Consider the following 16,760-nt stretch of genomic DNA (forward strand, 5'->3'; position numbering starts at 1 on the left):
CTTCCACTGGATGACAGGAGCACAGATGTCCCAGCCGCCGCAGCCGGGCGAACCCGAAGGTCAGGTGCCCGGTCCCGGGGCTCCGCAGGGGCAGCCGTACCAGCAGCAGCCGTATCCGCAGCCCTATCCGCAGCAGCAGGGCTGGTACGGCGTACCGCAGCAACCGCCGCAGCCGCCGCCGTCGAACAAGACGGCGCTCTGGGTCGGGCTGGGGGTGCTGGGACTGGTCGTGGTCGTCGTCGTGGCGATCACCGGTTTCGTGGCGCCGGGGTTCTTCCTCTCGGACTCGAAGAGCACGGGAGCGGTCGCGTCGTCGGCACCGTCGTCGGCTCCGACGTCGAGTGGGCAGGAAACGACGACGACGCAGAGCCCGGTGCGGATCCCCACGGACCGGGCTCCGGTGCCGAAGCGCTCCACGCCGCTGGCGGATCCGACAGAATGCGCGTATCCGGCGGACACCGGTGGCGGCGAGGTGCCCAAGAAGGCCACTCCGCCCACTGCGGGTCCGACCCCCGCGTCCGGCACGGCGGCGGTCACGCTCAAGACGACCGCCGGCGACATCGGGCTGACCCTGGACCGCGCGCTCGCGCCGTGCACCGTGGCGAACTTCCTGTCGCTGGCGCATCAGGGGTACTACGACGGCACCCCGTGCCACCGGCTCGCGACGTCGGGGTTGCAGATGCTCCAATGCGGCGACCCGGCGGGCACCGGCATGGGCGGGCCGGGGTACACGATCCCGGACGAGGTGTTCCCGGAGATCAAGTACGGCCGCGGGATCCTCGCCATGGCGAAGACCCAGGCGCCGAACTCGGGAGGCAGCCAGTTCTTCATGGTGTTCGGCGACGCGGAACTGCCGCCGGACTACACGGTTTTCGGGACCATCTCCGACGCGGGCCTGCAGGTGCTGGACAAGGTCGCGCGGGGTGGGCTGGACGAGTCACAGGGCGCCGGGGACGGGTCGGGGCCGCCGCGGATTCCGGTGAAGTTCCAGTCGGTCGCGATCGGCTGAGGAGAACGGCGTGACACCACCGGACAGGCCGGTCCCGTCGGCGTTGAGAACCGCCGTCCGGCAATGGCGCGAAAACGGCGAACCGCCGCAGCGGGCTTCCAGCTGGTCCCGCGGCTCCTGGCTCAAGTACTTCCCAGGCAGGCAAGCGTTCCTGGACTCCTTGCCGGACAGCGTCGATCGAGCCGAAGCCGCCCGGCACGCCGCGGACGCCGTGACACCGGAGGGTGCCGAACAGGCGTTTCTGGTCGCGATGATCTGGGGATACGGCCCGGTCGGGTACGGTCCCTGGCGCACCGCGCGGGTGCTGACCGAGAATCCGCACGCGGCCGACCGGCTGGCGGAGGTGGCGGTCGTCGCGCGGGACAGCGGTGGCCTCGACGCGTTTCGTGCTCTGGCGCACGAGCCACTCCGGTACCTGGGGGTGGCGTTCGGTACCAAGTACCTCCGGTTCGTCACGGCCGCCTTGCCCGTCGAAACCGCTCCGATCCTGGACGCCGTTGTCCGCCGCTGGCTCGCGGCTCACACCGGCTGGCACCCGAACATCGACGAATGGCGGCCAGCCGTCTACGAGAAGTACGTCGCGTGGCTTACCGCATGGTCCACGGAGTTCGACCTGGACGCGGACATGGTGGAGCAGATGATCTTCGGTTCGGCCATCACGCAGGAAGGGTCGGCGCTCTGGGGCGAGCAGTGGGCGAGCACCGCCGGGTCACCCGCGCGGATGGCGAGGGCCGCGCTCCTCGACCTCCATCGGTTGTTCGAAACCGCCGATTCCCAGGCCGCGCTGGAAGCCAGGGAACACCTGGACGAACTGGATCGGATCATCCAGCGTGGCTGGACGATGTGAAGATGTCCTGATGGGCTCGGACTGGTCTTGGACGTTGACGCTCCCCGATGGAGCGTTGAGTCCGGCGGCGATCGAACGGCTGCTGGACCTGGCAGGCACGTTCGGCCTGTCGCCCCATCGGCCGGACGGCGGGCACAACGGTTTCGACAACTCCCCGGGGCATGAGGGCGAACACCGTGTGCTCAACAGGGACCAGTTGGTGCGCGGCCTTGCCGAAGGGACCTGGAGCACCAACCTGTGGACCCGGTCCGAGGTGGACGTCTGGCTGTCCACCGTTCCCAGCGGGCAGACGGTGTCCCTGTCGCTGGATTCGTGCCACTGCCGGAGGATTCCGGACGCCCGGGCCGAGCCGTTTCGAGAGCTGCACCGCCGGCTCACCGAACTGTGGACGGCCATCGCGGGGGAGACCGGTGCGCTGTTCGGCCGCGTCGAGGACGAGCGGTCGCTGGAGCAGATCTGGTCCGAGCTGCCCGGTCCGCTTCCGGATGTCTCCGCGCCTCCCCTGGGATCCTGGCCGGACTGGCTGAGCTGGCACACCTACTTCGACGCCGCCCGGTATCGGATGTTGTCGCCCCTGCCCGCCGAACTGGACGTTCGCCGGACTCCCGACGGGGGAGCGGTGATCGTGCTGGCGGCTGATCCCGCCGCCGTAGATCCTCTGGAGTTCGCCCGGCTGCACCGTCGCTACCGTCAGATGCCGAACAAGGCCGAAGCGTTGCCCGACGAGAACTTCTGACGGTCCACATCGGACGGTAGTTCGCCGAGGAAGGAGTCGATCTCCTCCCGCGTCGGATGCTGGAAGGGATAGTCGGTCGAGAAGATCAGCCGGTCGATCGACGTCACCGACAGGGCGTGCCACAGCAGCGCCGGGTTGAACATGCCGGAGGTGGTGATGAAGAAGTTCGACCGCAGGTAGTCCGAGACCGGCCGCCGCAAGCCACCGATCCGGGACAGGCTGTCCGCCCGGTCCAGCCAGAAAAGCAGCATCTCGCCCCAGTGGCCGAGGACGACCTGCAGGTCCGGATGCCGGTCGAAGGTGCCCCGCAGGATCAGCCGCAGCGCGGCGGTCGCGGCGTCGAGGTGCCAGCCCCAGCCGAACGTGGCGAGAGCGAGATCGGTCATGGTGTCGAAGCCGCGGTACGACGCGTCGCGGACGGCGGCCGAGGGCAGCTGGGGATGCAGGAACACCGGCTGGCGGAGTTCCGCCGCCGCCGCGAAGAAGTCGTCGTAGGCGGGGTCGTCGAGGAAGCGGTCGCCCGATCGGCCGTAGACCATGGTGCCCACGTGCCCGAGGCCGGCGGCCCGTTCCAGTTCACCCGCGACCTCCGCCGGTGCCGACATCGGCAACGTGGACAGGGAACGGAAGCGTGCCGGGTGTGCGGCGACGGCCGTCGCGGCGACGTCGTTCGCGGTGCGGCTCAACCGCAGCGCTTCTACGGCGGGCAGCGACTGGGTTCCCGGCGGTGTCAGCGCCAGGACCGCCACGTCGATGCCCTGCGCGTCCATGGTCGCGATCCGGCCCGCGCCCAGATCCCGCAGCCGCTCTTGGTGGTCCCCGAGATCGTTGAAGGCGAGGCTTTCGTCGCGGGCTTCGGCCGGAAGAGCGTCGAGGGCGTCGGTCAGCTCCGGCAGGATCCAGTGCTCTTCGATCGCGATGAGCGTCATTTCTTCACCTTTTCCGTCAGGTTCAGGCAGGGGATCGCCGCGATGGCGGCGAGTACGGCGATGGTGATCGCCATCGGCGCCGCGGAATGCCCGTCGCCCACGCTGACGAGCGGCGAGACGACGGCCGCGAGCCCGAACTGCGTCGCGCCGAGGACGGCAGACCCGGTTCCCGCGGCTCCGGGCACCGCGTCGAGGGCGATCGCCGTGGCGGGCCCGAGGATGAACCCCAGTGCCGAGACCGCGAAGAAGATCGGCACCGGCAGCAGCGCGACACCGATCGGCAGCAACGCCATGGCGAGCAAGACGGCCGCGGCGACGACGAGCCAGATGACGCCGCCGGTGAGGACGTGGCGCGGTTCCCTGCGGTGCAGCAACCGAGACGCCGCCGCGCTGCTCAGCACCAGGCCGAGCGCGTTGAGCGCGAACATCAGGCCGTAGCCGACGGCGCTCATGCCGATGACCGACTGGTACAGGAAAGGCGACGCGGAGATATAGGCCATCAGCACGCCGAACGAGAAGACGAGCGTCAGCGTGGGGGACAGGTACGCGCGGCTCCGAAGTGCCCGGAACCCGCTGCCGCCGGAGGTCCCCCTCCTTTCCTTCGGCAGGCTTTCCCGCACCATCGTCGCGGATCCGGCGAGCATCGCGACGGCCAGTCCCACCAGGACGCCGAGGATTCCGCGCCAGTGGATCGCGTCGACCAGCAGGCTGCCCAGCAGCGGTGCGACCACCGGCGCCACCCCGCCGACGATCATCATCAGGCTGAACGCGCGGGCGGCGGCCCGGCCGGTGGCCAGATCGGCGATGACCGCGCGGCCGATCACCATGCCCGCGGCGGCGCTCAGTCCTTGCAGGAGCCGCGCGGCCAGCAGAACGGTGATCGTGGGCGCGAGCGCCGCGAGAAGGCTCGCGGCGACGAACACCGCCGAGCCGGCCAGCAGCGGTCCTCGCCTGCCCCAGCGGTCGGACAGTGGGCCGAAGATCAGCTGCCCCGCCGCGAGTCCGAGCAGGAACGTCGTGAGGGTCAACTGGATCGCCGTGTCGCTGGTTTCCAGGTCGACGGCCATTTGTGGGAACGCCGCCAGATAGAGGTCGATGCCGAACGGGGCGACGCTGGCCAGCAGGGCGAGCACGAGCAGCAGCGGTACCGGGATGGTGCCGCGGGACCGAGTGTCCACCGATGTGTCCACCGATTCTCCTGTCAGGTGATAGCTATCAACTGACAGCAAATGTACCATTGCCTGGTGGACGATGAGCAAACGTCGCGGCTGTTCGAACTCGCCGACCTGATCCTGGCGGTGGGCCGCCAGATCCACGCGTCCAAGGAGTTCGCGAGCAGAGAGTTCGCGTCCGAGTCGTGGACGCCGCTGGAGAGCGCCGTGATGCGGTTCATCGACCGGAACCCGGGCACGTCGGCCCGCGCCGCGGCGGAGGCCACCCAGCTGATCTCCAGCAACTTCAGCAGGGCGGTGCGAGGGCTGGAGAAGAAAGGCCTCGTGCACCGGGAAACCGACCAGGACGACGCCCGGCGGATCCGGCTCTATCCGACCACCCGCGCGCACGAGAACCTGCGGCAGCTCCGCGAGATCTGGAGCGGGCTGCTCGACGGGATCGTGTCCGATCCGGACGAGATCGAGGCCGTCACGTCGGTCCTCCGGCGGATCGAAACGCAGCTGACGGCTAAATCCCTGGCCACCCCGGACACCACCGGGAAGTCCGGTTAGCGAGGGTCAGGGCAAGATCACGTCGACCCGCAGGCCGCCGTCCTCACCGGGTACGGCGGACACCCGGCCGCGGTGCGCGAGGGCGATCGAGCGCACGATGGACAGTCCGAGCCCGGCTCCGTCACGGTGGTTCGTGCGATCGGCGGCGAGGCGGCGGAACGGCTGGAACAGCGTGTCGACCGATTCGGCGGGCACGCGCTCGCCGGAGTTCCGGACGCTCAGCGCGGGTTCGTCGCCGACGCTCAGCTCGATCCAGCCGTGCGGATGGTTGTACTTGATCGCGTTGTGGACCAGGTTGACGATCAGCCGTTCCAGCAGGAGCGGGTCACCGGGCACGGTGCGCTCGGCGATTTCACGGCGCACGGTGAGCTCGTTCTCGGCCAGTCGCTCGTCGAACTTCGCGAGCACCGAATCCACCAGTTCGTCCAGGCGCACCGGGATCGTGCCGGGCAGTCCCCGGTCCGCCTCGGCCAGCACCAGCAGCCCCTCGATCAGCCGTTCGTTGCGGTCGTTGACCACCAGCAGCTGGGCCGCCAGCCGCTGGACGTCCTCGCCGCCGCCGGTGACCATCGCGACTTCGGCGAGCGTCCGCTGCACCGCGAGTGGCGTCCGCAGCTCGTGTGACGCGTTCGCCGCGAATCGGCGCTGTCCTTCGAAACCGACCGCGACCCGGTCGAGCATGCTGTTCACCGCGACGGCCAGCTCTCGTACCTCGCAGTCGGTCTGTTCGAGCCGCATGCGCTGACCGAGGTTCTGCGGACCCAGCTGTTCGATGGTGGCGGTGAGATCGGGCAGCGGCCGCAACACCCACGATGCCACCGGACGCCTGATCAAGATCACGAGCACGGCCGTCGCGATGAGCGGCAGTGTCCACAGGAGCCCGCCCACCGTGTCGGCGCAGCCGGTGTCCCGCGGGCAGAAGTCGCGGTCCACGAAGGTCCCGAGCACCAAGCCCGCCGACTTGGCGAGCGGGTAGAGCAGCAGCAGGAGTGCGATGAACGCGCCGAGGAGGACGAGTTCGAGGCGGCCACGCACCGACGCCCGCGACCGCCTCAGGTACCCAGCCGGTAGCCCGCGCCGGGCACGGTGTGGATCACCTGCGGTGTCCCGAGTTTCTTCCGCAACGTCATCACCGTGACCCGGACGGTGTTCGTGAACGGGTCGGCGTGCTCGTCCCATGCCTTCTCCAGCAGCTCTTCCGCGCTGACGGTCCGTCCTTCGGCCCGCAGCAACACTTCCAGGACGGCGAACTCCTTGGGAGACAACGGCAACGGCCGCCCGTCCCGCGACGCGAACCGTTTCGCCGGGTCCAGTTCGACCCCGGCCCGGTCGAGCACCGGCGGCAGCGCCGGACGGGCTCTCCTGGCCAGCGCGTGCACCCGGGCGACGAGTTCGGCGAAGGCGAACGGCTTGGTGAGGTAGTCGTCCGCGCCGAGGCCGAGCCCGTCGACGCGGTCCCGGATGCCCGCCGCGGCGGTGAGCATCAGGACACGGGTCTCTCCGTCACCTTCGACGATTCTCCGGCAGACCTCGTCGCCGTGCACCAGCGGGAGATCGCGGTCGAGCAGGACGACGTCGTACCGGTTGACCACGACCCGTTCGAGTGCCGCGTCACCGTCGTAGCAGACGTCCACCGCCATTCCGAGGTGCCGCAGGCCCTCGGTGATGGAGTCCGCCAGCATCCGCTCGTCTTCGGCCACGAGTACCCGCATCAACCATTCCCCACGTGCCTCAGCAGAACACTGGTCGGATAAAGAGCCGATAAAAGTCGATCTTAACGGCCCTGGATCACCCGCCGCCTAGAGCTGTCGCATGATCTTCATCGGAAAGAGCGCGGCCGTGGGACTGGGCGGGTCCGTACTGGTCTCGCTCGGCGCGTTCGGGGCGGGCGCGACACTGCGGCACGGTCCCGCGCTGTCCGGGCACGGCCGGATGTTCGCCACCGCCCTGCTGTATCTCGGCCTCGCCCTGATGCTGGCGGCTTGGGTCCGGTTAGGACAGTCGACGAGCGCGCGCGAGGTCGTGCGGACGGCCTGGCTGTGGTGCGTCCCGCTGCTGTGCGCGCCGCCGTTGTTCAGCACGGATCTGTACACCTACCTCGCGCAGGGCGCGGTGGCGCACGCCGGCCTCGACCCGTACACGCACGTTCCCGCGGAGGTCCCCGGTCCGATCACCGGCAACGCCGCGGGCGGCTGGTCGTACATCTCGTCGCCGTACGGGCCGCTGCACATCCTGATCGTGAAGGGCGCGCTCGCCGTCACCGGTGAGAACCTGGTGCTCAGCGCTTTTCTTACCCGGCTGGCGATGGTGGCCGGTCTGGCCTTGCTCTGTGCCGCTTTGCCCGTCCTGTGCGGGCGTCTCGGTGCCAGGCCGGAGCGAGCGCTGTGGCTGACGGTGGCGAATCCGCTGATGGTGCTCTGCGTGGTTTCCGGTGGGCACAACGATTTGCTGATGGTCGGACTGCTCGCGGCCGGTACGGCGCTCGTGCTCGCCCGGGCGCCCGGGACCGGGTTCGCCTTGGTCGCGCTGGCCGCCGCGGTGAAGATCCCCGCGGCCGTGGCGCTGCCGTTCCTGGTGTGGGTGTGGGCGGCGCGGCGACCGGGTGCGCGTGGTTTCTTCTTCGTGTCCGCGTCGGCAGTGTCCATTGTGGTCTTCACGTTCGGGCTGTGCACCGTCGCCGCCGGGGTCGACCTCGGCTGGATTCGTTCGCTCAGCGGGAATTCGTGGCTGGAACCCTGGCTGTCGATCCCGACGGCGCTCGGGAAGATCGTGCGGGCGGTGTCGCCCGGTGTCGTGGACGCCGTCGCGGTGTGCCGGATCGTGGGCTGGATCGTCCTCGCCGGTTTGGTGACGTGGATGTGGTGGCGTTCGCGGGCGGGTGGCGCGACGGCGGTCCGCGGGGTGGCGGTGGCGTTGCTGGCGGCGGTGGTGCTGACGCCGGTGGCGTTTCCTTGGTACTTCGCCTGGCCGTTGGTCCTCGGGGCGGCGACCGTGTGGCCGAGCTGGTGCGTCGCGGTCGCGGCCGCCGCCTCGACGTGGCTGGTGGTGAGCACCCACCCCGATGGGGCGACCTTGTTGCCGCCGTGGGGATTCGGGGTGATGGTGGTGGTCTCGGCGGGCGTCGGTGTGCTGACCGCGCGGGTCACGCCTTCTCGGCCAGCTCTTCTAGTGCCCCGAATGTGACATTGGGGACGTTGAGTGTCCCCAATGCCACATTCGGGGCGTCGGAAGCCGGTCAGAGCGGGTTGTAAGCCCCCAGCGGAGCGGTGCAGAACGGACCGCCGACGTACTCGGCGGCCACGCCGGTCGGACCGGGCTGGTCCGCCAGCTGGTCGGCGTAGGTTTCCGCGTTGTCGAGCGACTTGTAGCCCAGCTCCTCGGCCTCGGCGAGCGAGTAGATGCGGCGCGTGTTGTCGGAGACGCCCCAGATCAGCCGGTAGCCGGGGGAGGGGTAGCTCAGGCAGGCCTCGAACAGGCGGGCGCCGTCGTCGGGGGAGAGCCAGGTGGTCAGGCCGCGCGGGCCGAGGACGAGCGGGTTTTCGAAGCACGAGCCGATCCGGATGACGATCACGTCCATGCCGAACCGCGAGTGGTACAGGCTGCCGAGCGCTTCGATGGCCGCCTTGCTGACGCCGTAATACGTGTCGGGCCGGGGTGTGGAGTCGGCGGGGAGACCGTTCTCGCCCGCCTCGTCGTTGCGGCGGAAACCGACGGAATGGTTGCTGGAGGCCAGGATGACGCGCGGCACACCCGCCGCCCGCGCGGCTTCGAGGACGGTGTGGGTGCCGTTGATGTTGACGTCGAGCGTGGCTTCCCACGAGCTCTCGCGACTGTGTCCGCCGAGGTGGATCACCGCGTCGACACCCGCGCACGCCTTCGTCATCGCCTCCGGGTCGGTGACCGACGCGGTGATCAGCTCGACGTCCTCGCCGCCCGCGGCTTCGGGCTGCGCGGCCAGGTCGAGCAGCCGCAGCACCCGGCCGGAACGGCGCAGCCTCGACCGCATCAGGGTGCCGACGATGCCCGCCGAGCCGGTGATCAGGACGCGCTGGTCTGCCATGTGAACCCCTTGTCAGTGAAGGAAAGTAAGGATGGTCAGCGGATGCCGGCGCGACGCAGTTGCTGGCCGAGTTCCGCGGTGATTTCGGCGAGGAGCTCGCCGACGCGCTGGGCGTCGGCGTCGGTGACTTCGGTGACCGGCATGGAGCAGCTGATCGCGTCCGTGCCGGGGATGCGGTACGGGATCACGGCCGCGACGCACCGGACGCCGAGGCTGCCTTCCTCGATTTCCGCCGCATAGCCGCGTTCGCGGGTCTTCGCGCATTCGGCGTGCAGCGCTTCGGCCGAGGTGATGGTGTTCGGAGTGAGCGCCGACAGCTCTCCGGTCAGGAGCCCGTCGATCTCGTCGTGCGTCAGTTCGGCCAGCAGGGCCTTCCCCAGTGCGGTCGCGTGGGTGGGCAGCGTGCGGCCGACGCGGGACACGAGATGCGTCGAGTGCCGGGACTCGCGCGTCTCCAGATAGACGACGTCGGTGCCCTCGCGGCGCGCGAAGTGCGCGGTGAAGCCGGTCTTCTCCCGGATCCGCTCCAAGGCCTCGGTCGCGTACGGGACGACCGGGTCGCGGTCCAGGTACGCCGTACCGCAGATCAGCGCGCGGACGCCGAGACGGTAGCGGGCGGTGTTGGTGTCGACTTCCAGCCAGCCGGCTTCGAGCAGCGTGCGGAGCAGTCCGTGCAGGCTCGACCTGGGGAAACCGGTCCGCGCGTGGAGATCCGACAAGGAGAGCCACACGTCGTTCGCGGCGAAGGTCTCGATGAGATCGATCGCCCGCCGGGCCGATTTGACCCCGGCGGGTTCCGGCGCGGCGGACGCGCCGTTCTCCACCGGGACAGCGGGGGCTTCCTGCTGCGGCATCCGCACTCCTCCAACCGGCCGTTGACTTGTGACCCTGGCCATATTAGCGTCCCGAACAGCGTTCTTATGGATGAACATAATCACTATAACAGACTCCGTTCATGGATGTGAACAGGTCGGGCTGGACCTTCGTGAACGCGGAAAGGAGTCAGCGGTGCATTTGCTGGACTGGATCATGGTGTCCGCGTATTTCGTGCTGATGGTGGTGATCGGGTTGTGGTCGCACAGCCGGGTCAACACGGTCAGCGACTTCTTCACCGCCGGCGGGAAGATGCCGTGGTGGCTGGCCGGGATCTCCCACCACATGTCCGGCTACAGCGCGGTCCTCTTCGTCGCGTACGCGGGCGTCGCCTACACGGACGGCATCACCGTCTACTTCTGGGGCATGGCCAGCATCGGTATCGGCGTCGGCATCGGCAGCTGGCTGTTCGCCTCGCGGTGGAACCGCCTGCGCTCGAAGCTCGGCGTCGCCTCGCCGCTCGAGTACCTGGCGAAACGCTTCAACGTGCCCACCCAGCAGGCGCTGGCCTGGAGCGGCAGCCTCCTGAAGATCTTCGACATCGCGGCGAAGTGGTTCGCGGTCGCGACGATCCTCAACGTCTTCGCGGGCGTGCCCTACACCTGGGGCATCATCATCACCGGTTCGATTACGCTGATCTACTGCACCGTCGGCGGTCTCTGGGCCGACGCGCTCACCGACTTCGGCCAGTTCGTCATCCAGGCCATCGCGGCGATCGTGATGCTGTGGGTCGTGCTGGACAAGCTGGGCGGCGTCTCGGGCCTGTGGACCGTGTGGGGGGACCTCCCGCCCGCCCACCTCAACCCGACCACGTCGAAGTTCACCACCGTGGTGTTGCTCGTCTACGTGCTGGTGAAGACGCTGGAGTACAACGGCGGTATGTGGAACCTGGCGCAGCGCTACATGGCCGCGCCGAACACCTACGAAGCCCGTCGCGGCGCGCGGCTCTCCTCGATCCTGTACCTGGTGTGGCCGCTGGTCATGATGTTCCCGATGTTCGCCGCCCCGCTGCTGATCCCGAACATCTCCAACCCCAACAACGCCTACGCGATCATGACCACGACGTTCCTCCCGCCGGGGCTGGTCGGGCTGGTGCTGGCCGGGATCTTCTCGCACACCATGGCGATGGTCTCCTCCGACGCCAACGCGATCTCCGCGGTCATCACCCGCGACATGATGCCGGTGCTGTGGAAGAAGGCCCGGAACTTCACCGAATCGCAGGGCCTGCTCGCCGCGCGGATCTCGACGGTGATCTTCGTCGTGCTGACCATGGCGGTGGCCACGCAGGCCGAGAAACTCGGCGGTGTGCTCGGTATCGTGGTGCTCTGGGTCGCGGCGCTGATGGGCCCGATCTCGGTACCGCTGCTGCTCGGCATGCTCCCGGCGTTCCGCCGCTCCGGTTCCCGCGCGGCGCTGATCTCGTGGGCGGGCGGTCTCATCGCCTACGCGATCGCCTACTACGGCTACAACGCCACCCTCGCGGTCACCGTGTCCACCCCGATCCTGGTCTCGCTGGCGCTGTTCATCGGGCTCGGCTACCTCATGCCCGAGCGCAAGGCCACCACCGACGAGATCATCGACAACATCGACCGTGACGACGAAGTCACACCCCGCAAGTCGCAGGACGGCACCACCGTGCCCGCCTGACCGGGACCCGAACCCGGGATCAACCGATAAGAACGAAAGAGAAATCCATGGCGCAGACCAAGTTCGAAGCACGTTTTCCCGCTGAGAACTCATCGGCCCGAGTTGAGCTCGACGGCCTACTGGCGTTCCCCCTGACCCCCTTCACCGAGGGGCTGGAACTCAACCTCGACGCGTTCGCGGAAACCGTCGAGAGCCACGTGGCCGCCGGAGCCGGCGCGCTGTTCGTCGCCTGCGGTACGGGCGAATTCAGCTCGCTGTCCCCGGAGGAGCACGCAGCGATCCTGCGCAAGGCTCGTGAGGTCGTCGCCGGGCGGGTACCGGTGTGGGTCGGCGCGGGCGGCGGTGCCGCGACGGCGCGTGCCGGGATCGCGGCGGCGGAGGCGGGCGGCGCGGACGGCGTCCTCCTCCTGCCGCCGTACCTGGTGACCGGTCCGCCTGCCGGGCTGGTCGACCACGTCCGGTACGCCGTCGGGGATTCCTCGATCCCGGTGATCGTGTACCACCGTTCCACCGGCGTGTTCACCCCGGACTCCGCCGTGGAACTGCTCGACATCCCGTCGGTGGTCGGTCTCAAGGACGGCTTCGGCGACGTCGAGCTCATGAGCCGGATCATCACCTCGATCCGCTCGGCCGGCACCGACCGCGCCCGGGATTTCCTGTTCTTCAACGGTCTTCCCACGGCCGAGGTCTCGGCCCGGGCCTACGCCGCGATCGGCGTGGCGCGTTACTCCTCGGCCGTGCACTGCTTCGCCCCCGAGATCGCGGCGCGCTTCCACCGCGCGCTCGCGGAGAAGGACGACGCCGTCATGGAGGCGCTGCTCGCCGGGTTCTACCTGCCGCTCGTGGCGCTGCGGGACGAGGGACAGGGCTTCGCCGTGTCGCTGGTCAAGGCCGCCGCGCGGTCGCGCGGGGACAAGGTCGGCTCGGTCCGGCCGCCGCTGGTCGAGCCGACCGCCGACCAGGTCGCCCGCCTGGAGAAGATCGTCGACGACGGATTCTCCGTCCTCAAGTCCGTCGAGGCCGGTGCCTGAAGATGAAGGTTCTCGACGTCGTCCTGACTCCGGTCGCCTTCGCCGACCCGCCGCTGCTCAACGCGATGGGGGTGCACGAGCCCTTCGCGCTGCGCGGTGTCGTCCAGCTGATCTGTGAGGACGGCGTGGTCGGCCTCGGCGAGTCCTATGGTGACCTCGCGTTCCTCGACCAGGTCCGCAAGGTGCTGCCGGAACTCAAGGGACACGACGTGTTCGACCTGCCCGGCCTCCGCCGGAAGGTCGCCACCACGCTGGGCGAGGTCGTCTTCGCCGACGCTCACGGGCTCACCGGCGGGTTCTCCGTCAGCAAGACCGTGGCCAGTGTGTACTCGCTGTTCGAGGTGGCCGCGCTCGATGCGCAGGGCCACTACCTCGGCAGGCCGGTGGTGGACCTGCTCGGCGGCAAGGCGCGCGACGCCGTCGACTTCTCCGCCTACCTGTTCTACAAGTTCGGCGCCCACCTCGGCGCCGAGGAGGACTCGTGGGGCGAGGTGACCACGCCGGAGGCGCTCGTCGGCGAGGCACGACGGATGGTCGACGAGTACGGCTTCGGCTCCATCAAACTCAAGGGCGGTGCCTTCGACCCCGATCAGGAGATGGCCGGGATCCGCGCGCTCGCCGAGGCGTTCCCCGACCACCCGCTCCGGATCGACCCGAACGCGGCTTGGACCGTCGAAACCGGGATCCGGGTCGCCGAAGAACTCGACGGTGTCCTGGAGTACCTCGAAGACCCGACACCGGGTATCGAGGGCATGGCGCGGGTAGCCGAGAAGGCGAACATGCCGCTGGCCACGAACATGTGCGTCGTGCGCTTCGCGGACGTCGAGCCAGCCTTCCGGCAGCGCGCGGTCGGGGTAATACTTTCGGACCATCATTACTGGGGTGGCCTGCGGGACACCCAGGCGCTGTCCATCACGGCGGAATGCTTCGACGTGGGCCTTTCCATGCATTCGAACAGTCATCTCGGGATCAGCCTGGCCGCTATGGTGCACGTGGCCGCGGCGACGCCGCACCTGACCTACGCCTGCGACACCCACTGGCCGTGGAAGACGGCCGACGTCATCGCCCCGGGTGCGCTGGAGTTCGTCGACGGTGCGGTCGCGGTGCCCGACAAGCCGGGGCTGGGGGTCGAACTCGACCCCGACGCGCTGGCGCGGGCCCATGAAGACTATGTCCGAAGTGGACAGACCAAACGGGATGACGTGACCTATATGCGGAAGTTCGTCGGAAACTTCGAGCCGAACACAGCACGGTGGTGACGGGGTGAAGGTCACCGGATACGCCTATCCCTGGGACGTCGTCGACGATCCCGGGTTCGTCGAGCGCGTACGGGAACTCGGCGTCGACGAGGTCGCCGTCGCCGTGTCGTACCACAGCGCCCGCGCGGCGACGCCCTGGTCGCCCGAGCGCACCTCGGTCGTCGCGCGCCACGCGGCGCTGTACCGGCCGGTGCGCGACGAGGCCTGGGGTGAGCTGAAGCCCGCCGAGCCGGACTGGGTCGAAAGCCGCGACAGCGCGGGCGACGCCGTCCGGGCGCTGAACGAGGCGGGGATCCCGGCCGCGGCGTGGATCGTGCTGACCCACAATTCGCAGCTGGGCGTCCAGTTCCCGGACTACACCGTGCGGAACTGCTTCGGCGAGCGGTACCCGTGGGCGCTGTGCCCCGGCCAGCCCGCGGTACGCGAGTACGCGGCGAACGTGACGGCGGAAAGCCTCGCCGGACTCGACTTCGCCACGGTCGTCCTCGAAGCGTGCGGCCCGCTCGGCGCCGTCCACCAGCACCAGCACGAGAAGACCGACGGCGTCTGGTCGCCCGCGGTGGCGCGGCTGCTGTCGATCTGCTGCTGCGACGCCTGCCTCGACGCCTGGGCCGCGGCCGGTCAGGACCCGGCGAAGGCGCTGGGCAAGCTGCGGGCCGAGGTCCGACGGCTGATCGACAGCGGTGACCTCCGCGCGACCGAGGACAAGATCCTGCCCACGCTGCGGCAGGTCCTGCTCGACACGCGCCAGAAGGCGACCGACGCGCTGCGGCGTGACGTGCTCGCGAAGATCCCGTCCGGACCCCGGATCGTGCTGCACGGCGCGATGGACCCGTGGGTCACCGGCGCGCTGCCGGGGCTGACGCCGTCGGCCCCGGACGACGTCGACGCGGTGGTGCTGCAGAACTGGGCGCCCGGCCACCCCAGCGTGGGTGCCGTCGCGACGGCGCGGGCGAAGCTGCCGGAGAAGGTCGCCGTCGGCAGCTACATCACCGCGGTGGCGGCGAGCCCGGTGCCCGACATCGAGGCCTACACCACCGAACTCGGCAAGGCAGGCGCCACCGAACTGCACCTGTACCACCTCGGCCTCGCCGGCCCGGGGCGCTGGGCGGATCTCATCGCCGCCGTCAGCGCCGCGCAAGAACTCGTTTAGGAGAAAGCAGAACCATGAGCCAGGCAACGGATCCCGCCACGCTCGAACAGATCCTCGCGGCCGCCGCCGATGCGGCAGGCACGACGGCGGCCGCGACCCCAGCCCAGCGCGCCGGATGGCTGAACGCGGCGGCGGACGCCCTCGACGCGGCCGCCGACGAGCTGATCGCGCTGGCCAACCAGGAGACGCACCTCCCGATCGCCCCGCGGCTGCAGGGCGAGCTGAAGCGCACGACGTTCCAGCTGCGTCTCTTCGGCGAAGTGCTGGCCGACGGCTCGTTCCTCGGCGCCACCGTCGACCACGCGGACGCCGCGTGGCCGATGGGGCCGCGGCCGGACATCCGCCGGCTGCTCACCCCGATCGGACCGGTGCTGGTGTTCGCCGCCAGCAACTTCCCGTTCGCGTTCAGCGTCGCGGGCGGTGACACCGCGTCGGCGCTGGCGGCCGGCTGTCCGGTCGTGCTCAAGGCGCACTCCGGGCACCCCGAACTGTCCGCCCGCACCGGCGAAATCCTGCGTGAGGCGCTGGTCAAGGCCGGTGCCCCGGAAGGGATCTTCGCGGTCATCTTCGGCCAGCAGAACGGCGTGACCGCGCTGAAGGACCCGCGGATCCAGGCGGCGTCGTTCACCGGCTCGGTGCCGGGCGGGCGCGCGCTGTTCGACATCGCGACCTCGCGGCCGTCGCCGATCCCGTTCTACGGCGAGCTCGGCAGCGTCAACCCCGTCGTCGTCACGCGGTCGGCGATCGACGCGCGCGGCGAGGCGATCGCGAAGGCGTACGCGGGCTCGTTCACCCTCGGTGCCGGGCAGTTCTGCACCAAGCCGGGGCTGCTGTTCCTGCCCGAGGGCCACGGCCTGGAGGACACGCTGCGCGAGGCCGTCGCGGCGATCCCGGCGCAGCCGATGCTGAACGAGCGCATCGCGGCCGGTTTCGCCGACGGACTGGCGAAGCTGAGCGACGTCGAGGGCGTCGAGGTGCTGTCCGCGTCCGGTGGCGCGGAAGGGATCTCGCACGGCGCGACCCTGCTCGCCACCACCGCCAAGGACTTCCTGGCCGACGCCGACACGGTCCGCGAGGAGTGCTTCGGACCGGCGTCGCTGATCGTCACCTACACCGACCAGGCCGAGCTGATCAGCCTGCTCGGTGTGATGGAACCCGGGCTCACCGCCACCATCCAGGGTGAAGAGTCCGATGTGGACTGGATCCGCCCGGTCCTCCCGTCGCTGACCCGCGTCGCCGGCCGTCTGCTGTGGAACGACTGGCCGACCGGCGTCACGGTCACCTGGGCACAGGAACACGGTGGTCCCTACCCGGCGACCACCGCGCCGACCAGCACCTCGGTCGGCACCGCCGCGATCGAGCGGTTCCTGCGTCCGATCGCCTGGCAGGGCTTCCCCGACGCGCTGCTGCCGGAACCGTTGCAGGAGAACAACCCGTGGGACCTGCCCCGCAGGACCGACGGGAAACGCTAGAAGCTCGTGAGTGGTAAGGA

16 protein-coding genes are annotated in these 16,760 nt (G+C 69.5%); 10 read left to right on the forward strand and 6 right to left on the reverse strand.

The genetic code is table 11. The features are described 5' to 3' along the window. The first annotated feature begins 25 nt into the window (after nt 1–25). From B0293_RS11065 to B0293_RS11075, 3 genes are read left to right on the forward strand one after another with little or no spacing between them, the layout of a single operon-like run. Nucleotides 26–1,009 (forward strand): peptidylprolyl isomerase, encoded by a 984-nt coding sequence (locus tag B0293_RS11065; protein ID WP_005153507.1) that lies wholly within the window; start codon nt 26–28, stop codon nt 1,007–1,009. 10 nt (nt 1,010–1,019) lie between these two features. Next, nucleotides 1,020–1,856, forward strand: a complete 837-nt coding sequence (locus B0293_RS11070) for an 8-oxoguanine DNA glycosylase OGG fold protein (RefSeq protein ID WP_005153509.1) — start codon at nt 1,020–1,022, stop codon at nt 1,854–1,856. Nucleotides 1,857–1,866: 10 nt separating this feature from the next. After that, on the forward strand, nt 1,867–2,592 hold the full coding sequence (locus tag B0293_RS11075) for a hypothetical protein (protein ID WP_005153510.1): 726 nt from the start codon (nt 1,867–1,869) through the stop codon (nt 2,590–2,592). On the opposite strand, the gene B0293_RS11080 is transcribed toward B0293_RS11075, so the two are convergent. Together B0293_RS11080 and B0293_RS11085 are read right to left on the reverse strand one after the other, a co-directional pair. Beyond that, nucleotides 2,547–3,521 (reverse strand): amidohydrolase family protein, encoded by a 975-nt coding sequence (locus tag B0293_RS11080; protein WP_005153512.1) that lies wholly within the window; start codon nt 3,519–3,521, stop codon nt 2,547–2,549. The genes B0293_RS11075 and B0293_RS11080 overlap by 46 nt on opposite strands. Further along, nucleotides 3,518–4,711 carry a multidrug effflux MFS transporter gene (locus tag B0293_RS11085; protein ID WP_005153514.1) on the reverse strand — a complete coding sequence of 398 codons (1,194 nt, stop codon included), beginning with the start codon at nt 4,709–4,711 and terminating at the stop codon, nt 3,518–3,520. Before B0293_RS11085 ends, B0293_RS11080 begins: the two co-directional genes overlap by 4 nt. A 54-nt stretch (nt 4,712–4,765) precedes the next feature. Here B0293_RS11085 and B0293_RS11090 point away from each other — a divergent pair, with 54 nt between their 5' ends. Then, nucleotides 4,766–5,245, forward strand: coding sequence for a MarR family winged helix-turn-helix transcriptional regulator (locus B0293_RS11090; protein WP_005153515.1), 480 nt, complete (start codon nt 4,766–4,768; stop codon nt 5,243–5,245). A 6-nt stretch (nt 5,246–5,251) separates the two neighbouring features. Here the strand turns inward: B0293_RS11090 and B0293_RS11095 are convergent, their stop codons facing one another. Together B0293_RS11095 and B0293_RS11100 are read right to left on the reverse strand one after the other, a co-directional pair. Then, a complete protein-coding gene (locus tag B0293_RS11095) occupies nt 5,252–6,280 on the reverse strand; it encodes a sensor histidine kinase (protein ID WP_005153516.1) in 1,029 nt (342 codons plus the stop codon). Between the two features lie 17 nt (nt 6,281–6,297). Continuing rightward, nucleotides 6,298–6,957, reverse strand: coding sequence for a response regulator transcription factor (locus B0293_RS11100; RefSeq protein WP_005153517.1), 660 nt, complete (start codon nt 6,955–6,957; stop codon nt 6,298–6,300). Nucleotides 6,958–7,057: 100 nt separating this feature from the next. On the opposite strand from B0293_RS11100, the gene mptB reads away from it, so the two are divergent. Continuing rightward, on the forward strand, nt 7,058–8,428 hold the full coding sequence (mptB, locus tag B0293_RS11105; protein WP_005153518.1) for a polyprenol phosphomannose-dependent alpha 1,6 mannosyltransferase MptB: 1,371 nt from the start codon (nt 7,058–7,060) through the stop codon (nt 8,426–8,428). A gap of 52 nt (nt 8,429–8,480) precedes the next feature. Here the strand turns inward: mptB and B0293_RS11110 are convergent, their stop codons facing one another. Together B0293_RS11110 and B0293_RS11115 are read right to left on the reverse strand one after the other, a co-directional pair. Beyond that, a complete protein-coding gene (locus B0293_RS11110; protein WP_005153519.1) occupies nt 8,481–9,305 on the reverse strand; it encodes an NAD-dependent epimerase/dehydratase family protein in 825 nt (274 codons plus the stop codon). A 35-nt stretch (nt 9,306–9,340) separates the two neighbouring features. Then, nucleotides 9,341–10,159: an IclR family transcriptional regulator gene (locus B0293_RS11115; RefSeq protein ID WP_005153520.1), complete on the reverse strand. Its 819-nt coding sequence runs from the start codon at nt 10,157–10,159 to the stop codon at nt 9,341–9,343. Between the two features lie 154 nt (nt 10,160–10,313). Here B0293_RS11115 and B0293_RS11120 point away from each other — a divergent pair, with 154 nt between their 5' ends. From B0293_RS11120 to B0293_RS11140, 5 genes are read left to right on the forward strand one after another with little or no spacing between them, the layout of a single operon-like run. Next, nucleotides 10,314–11,825, forward strand: a complete 1,512-nt coding sequence (locus B0293_RS11120) for a sodium:solute symporter family protein (protein ID WP_005153522.1) — start codon at nt 10,314–10,316, stop codon at nt 11,823–11,825. A gap of 47 nt (nt 11,826–11,872) precedes the next feature. Continuing rightward, the gene (locus tag B0293_RS11125) at nt 11,873–12,856 is read left to right on the forward strand and encodes a 5-dehydro-4-deoxyglucarate dehydratase (RefSeq protein WP_005153524.1); all 984 of its coding nucleotides are present in this window, start codon (nt 11,873–11,875) and stop codon (nt 12,854–12,856) included. Between the two features lie 2 nt (nt 12,857–12,858). Continuing rightward, nucleotides 12,859–14,115: a glucarate dehydratase family protein gene (locus B0293_RS11130; protein ID WP_005153525.1), complete on the forward strand. Its 1,257-nt coding sequence runs from the start codon at nt 12,859–12,861 to the stop codon at nt 14,113–14,115. A gap of 4 nt (nt 14,116–14,119) precedes the next feature. Beyond that, nucleotides 14,120–15,268 carry a hypothetical protein gene (locus B0293_RS11135; protein ID WP_005153526.1) on the forward strand — a complete coding sequence of 383 codons (1,149 nt, stop codon included), beginning with the start codon at nt 14,120–14,122 and terminating at the stop codon, nt 15,266–15,268. A gap of 14 nt (nt 15,269–15,282) precedes the next feature. Then, nucleotides 15,283–16,740 (forward strand): aldehyde dehydrogenase (NADP(+)), encoded by a 1,458-nt coding sequence (locus B0293_RS11140; protein WP_005153541.1) that lies wholly within the window; start codon nt 15,283–15,285, stop codon nt 16,738–16,740. The last annotated feature ends 20 nt before the right edge of the window (nt 16,741–16,760 follow it).

This window comes from Amycolatopsis azurea DSM 43854, assembly GCF_001995215.1.
In the GTDB taxonomy this organism is placed as follows: Bacteria; Actinomycetota; Actinomycetes; order Mycobacteriales; family Pseudonocardiaceae; genus Amycolatopsis; species Amycolatopsis azurea.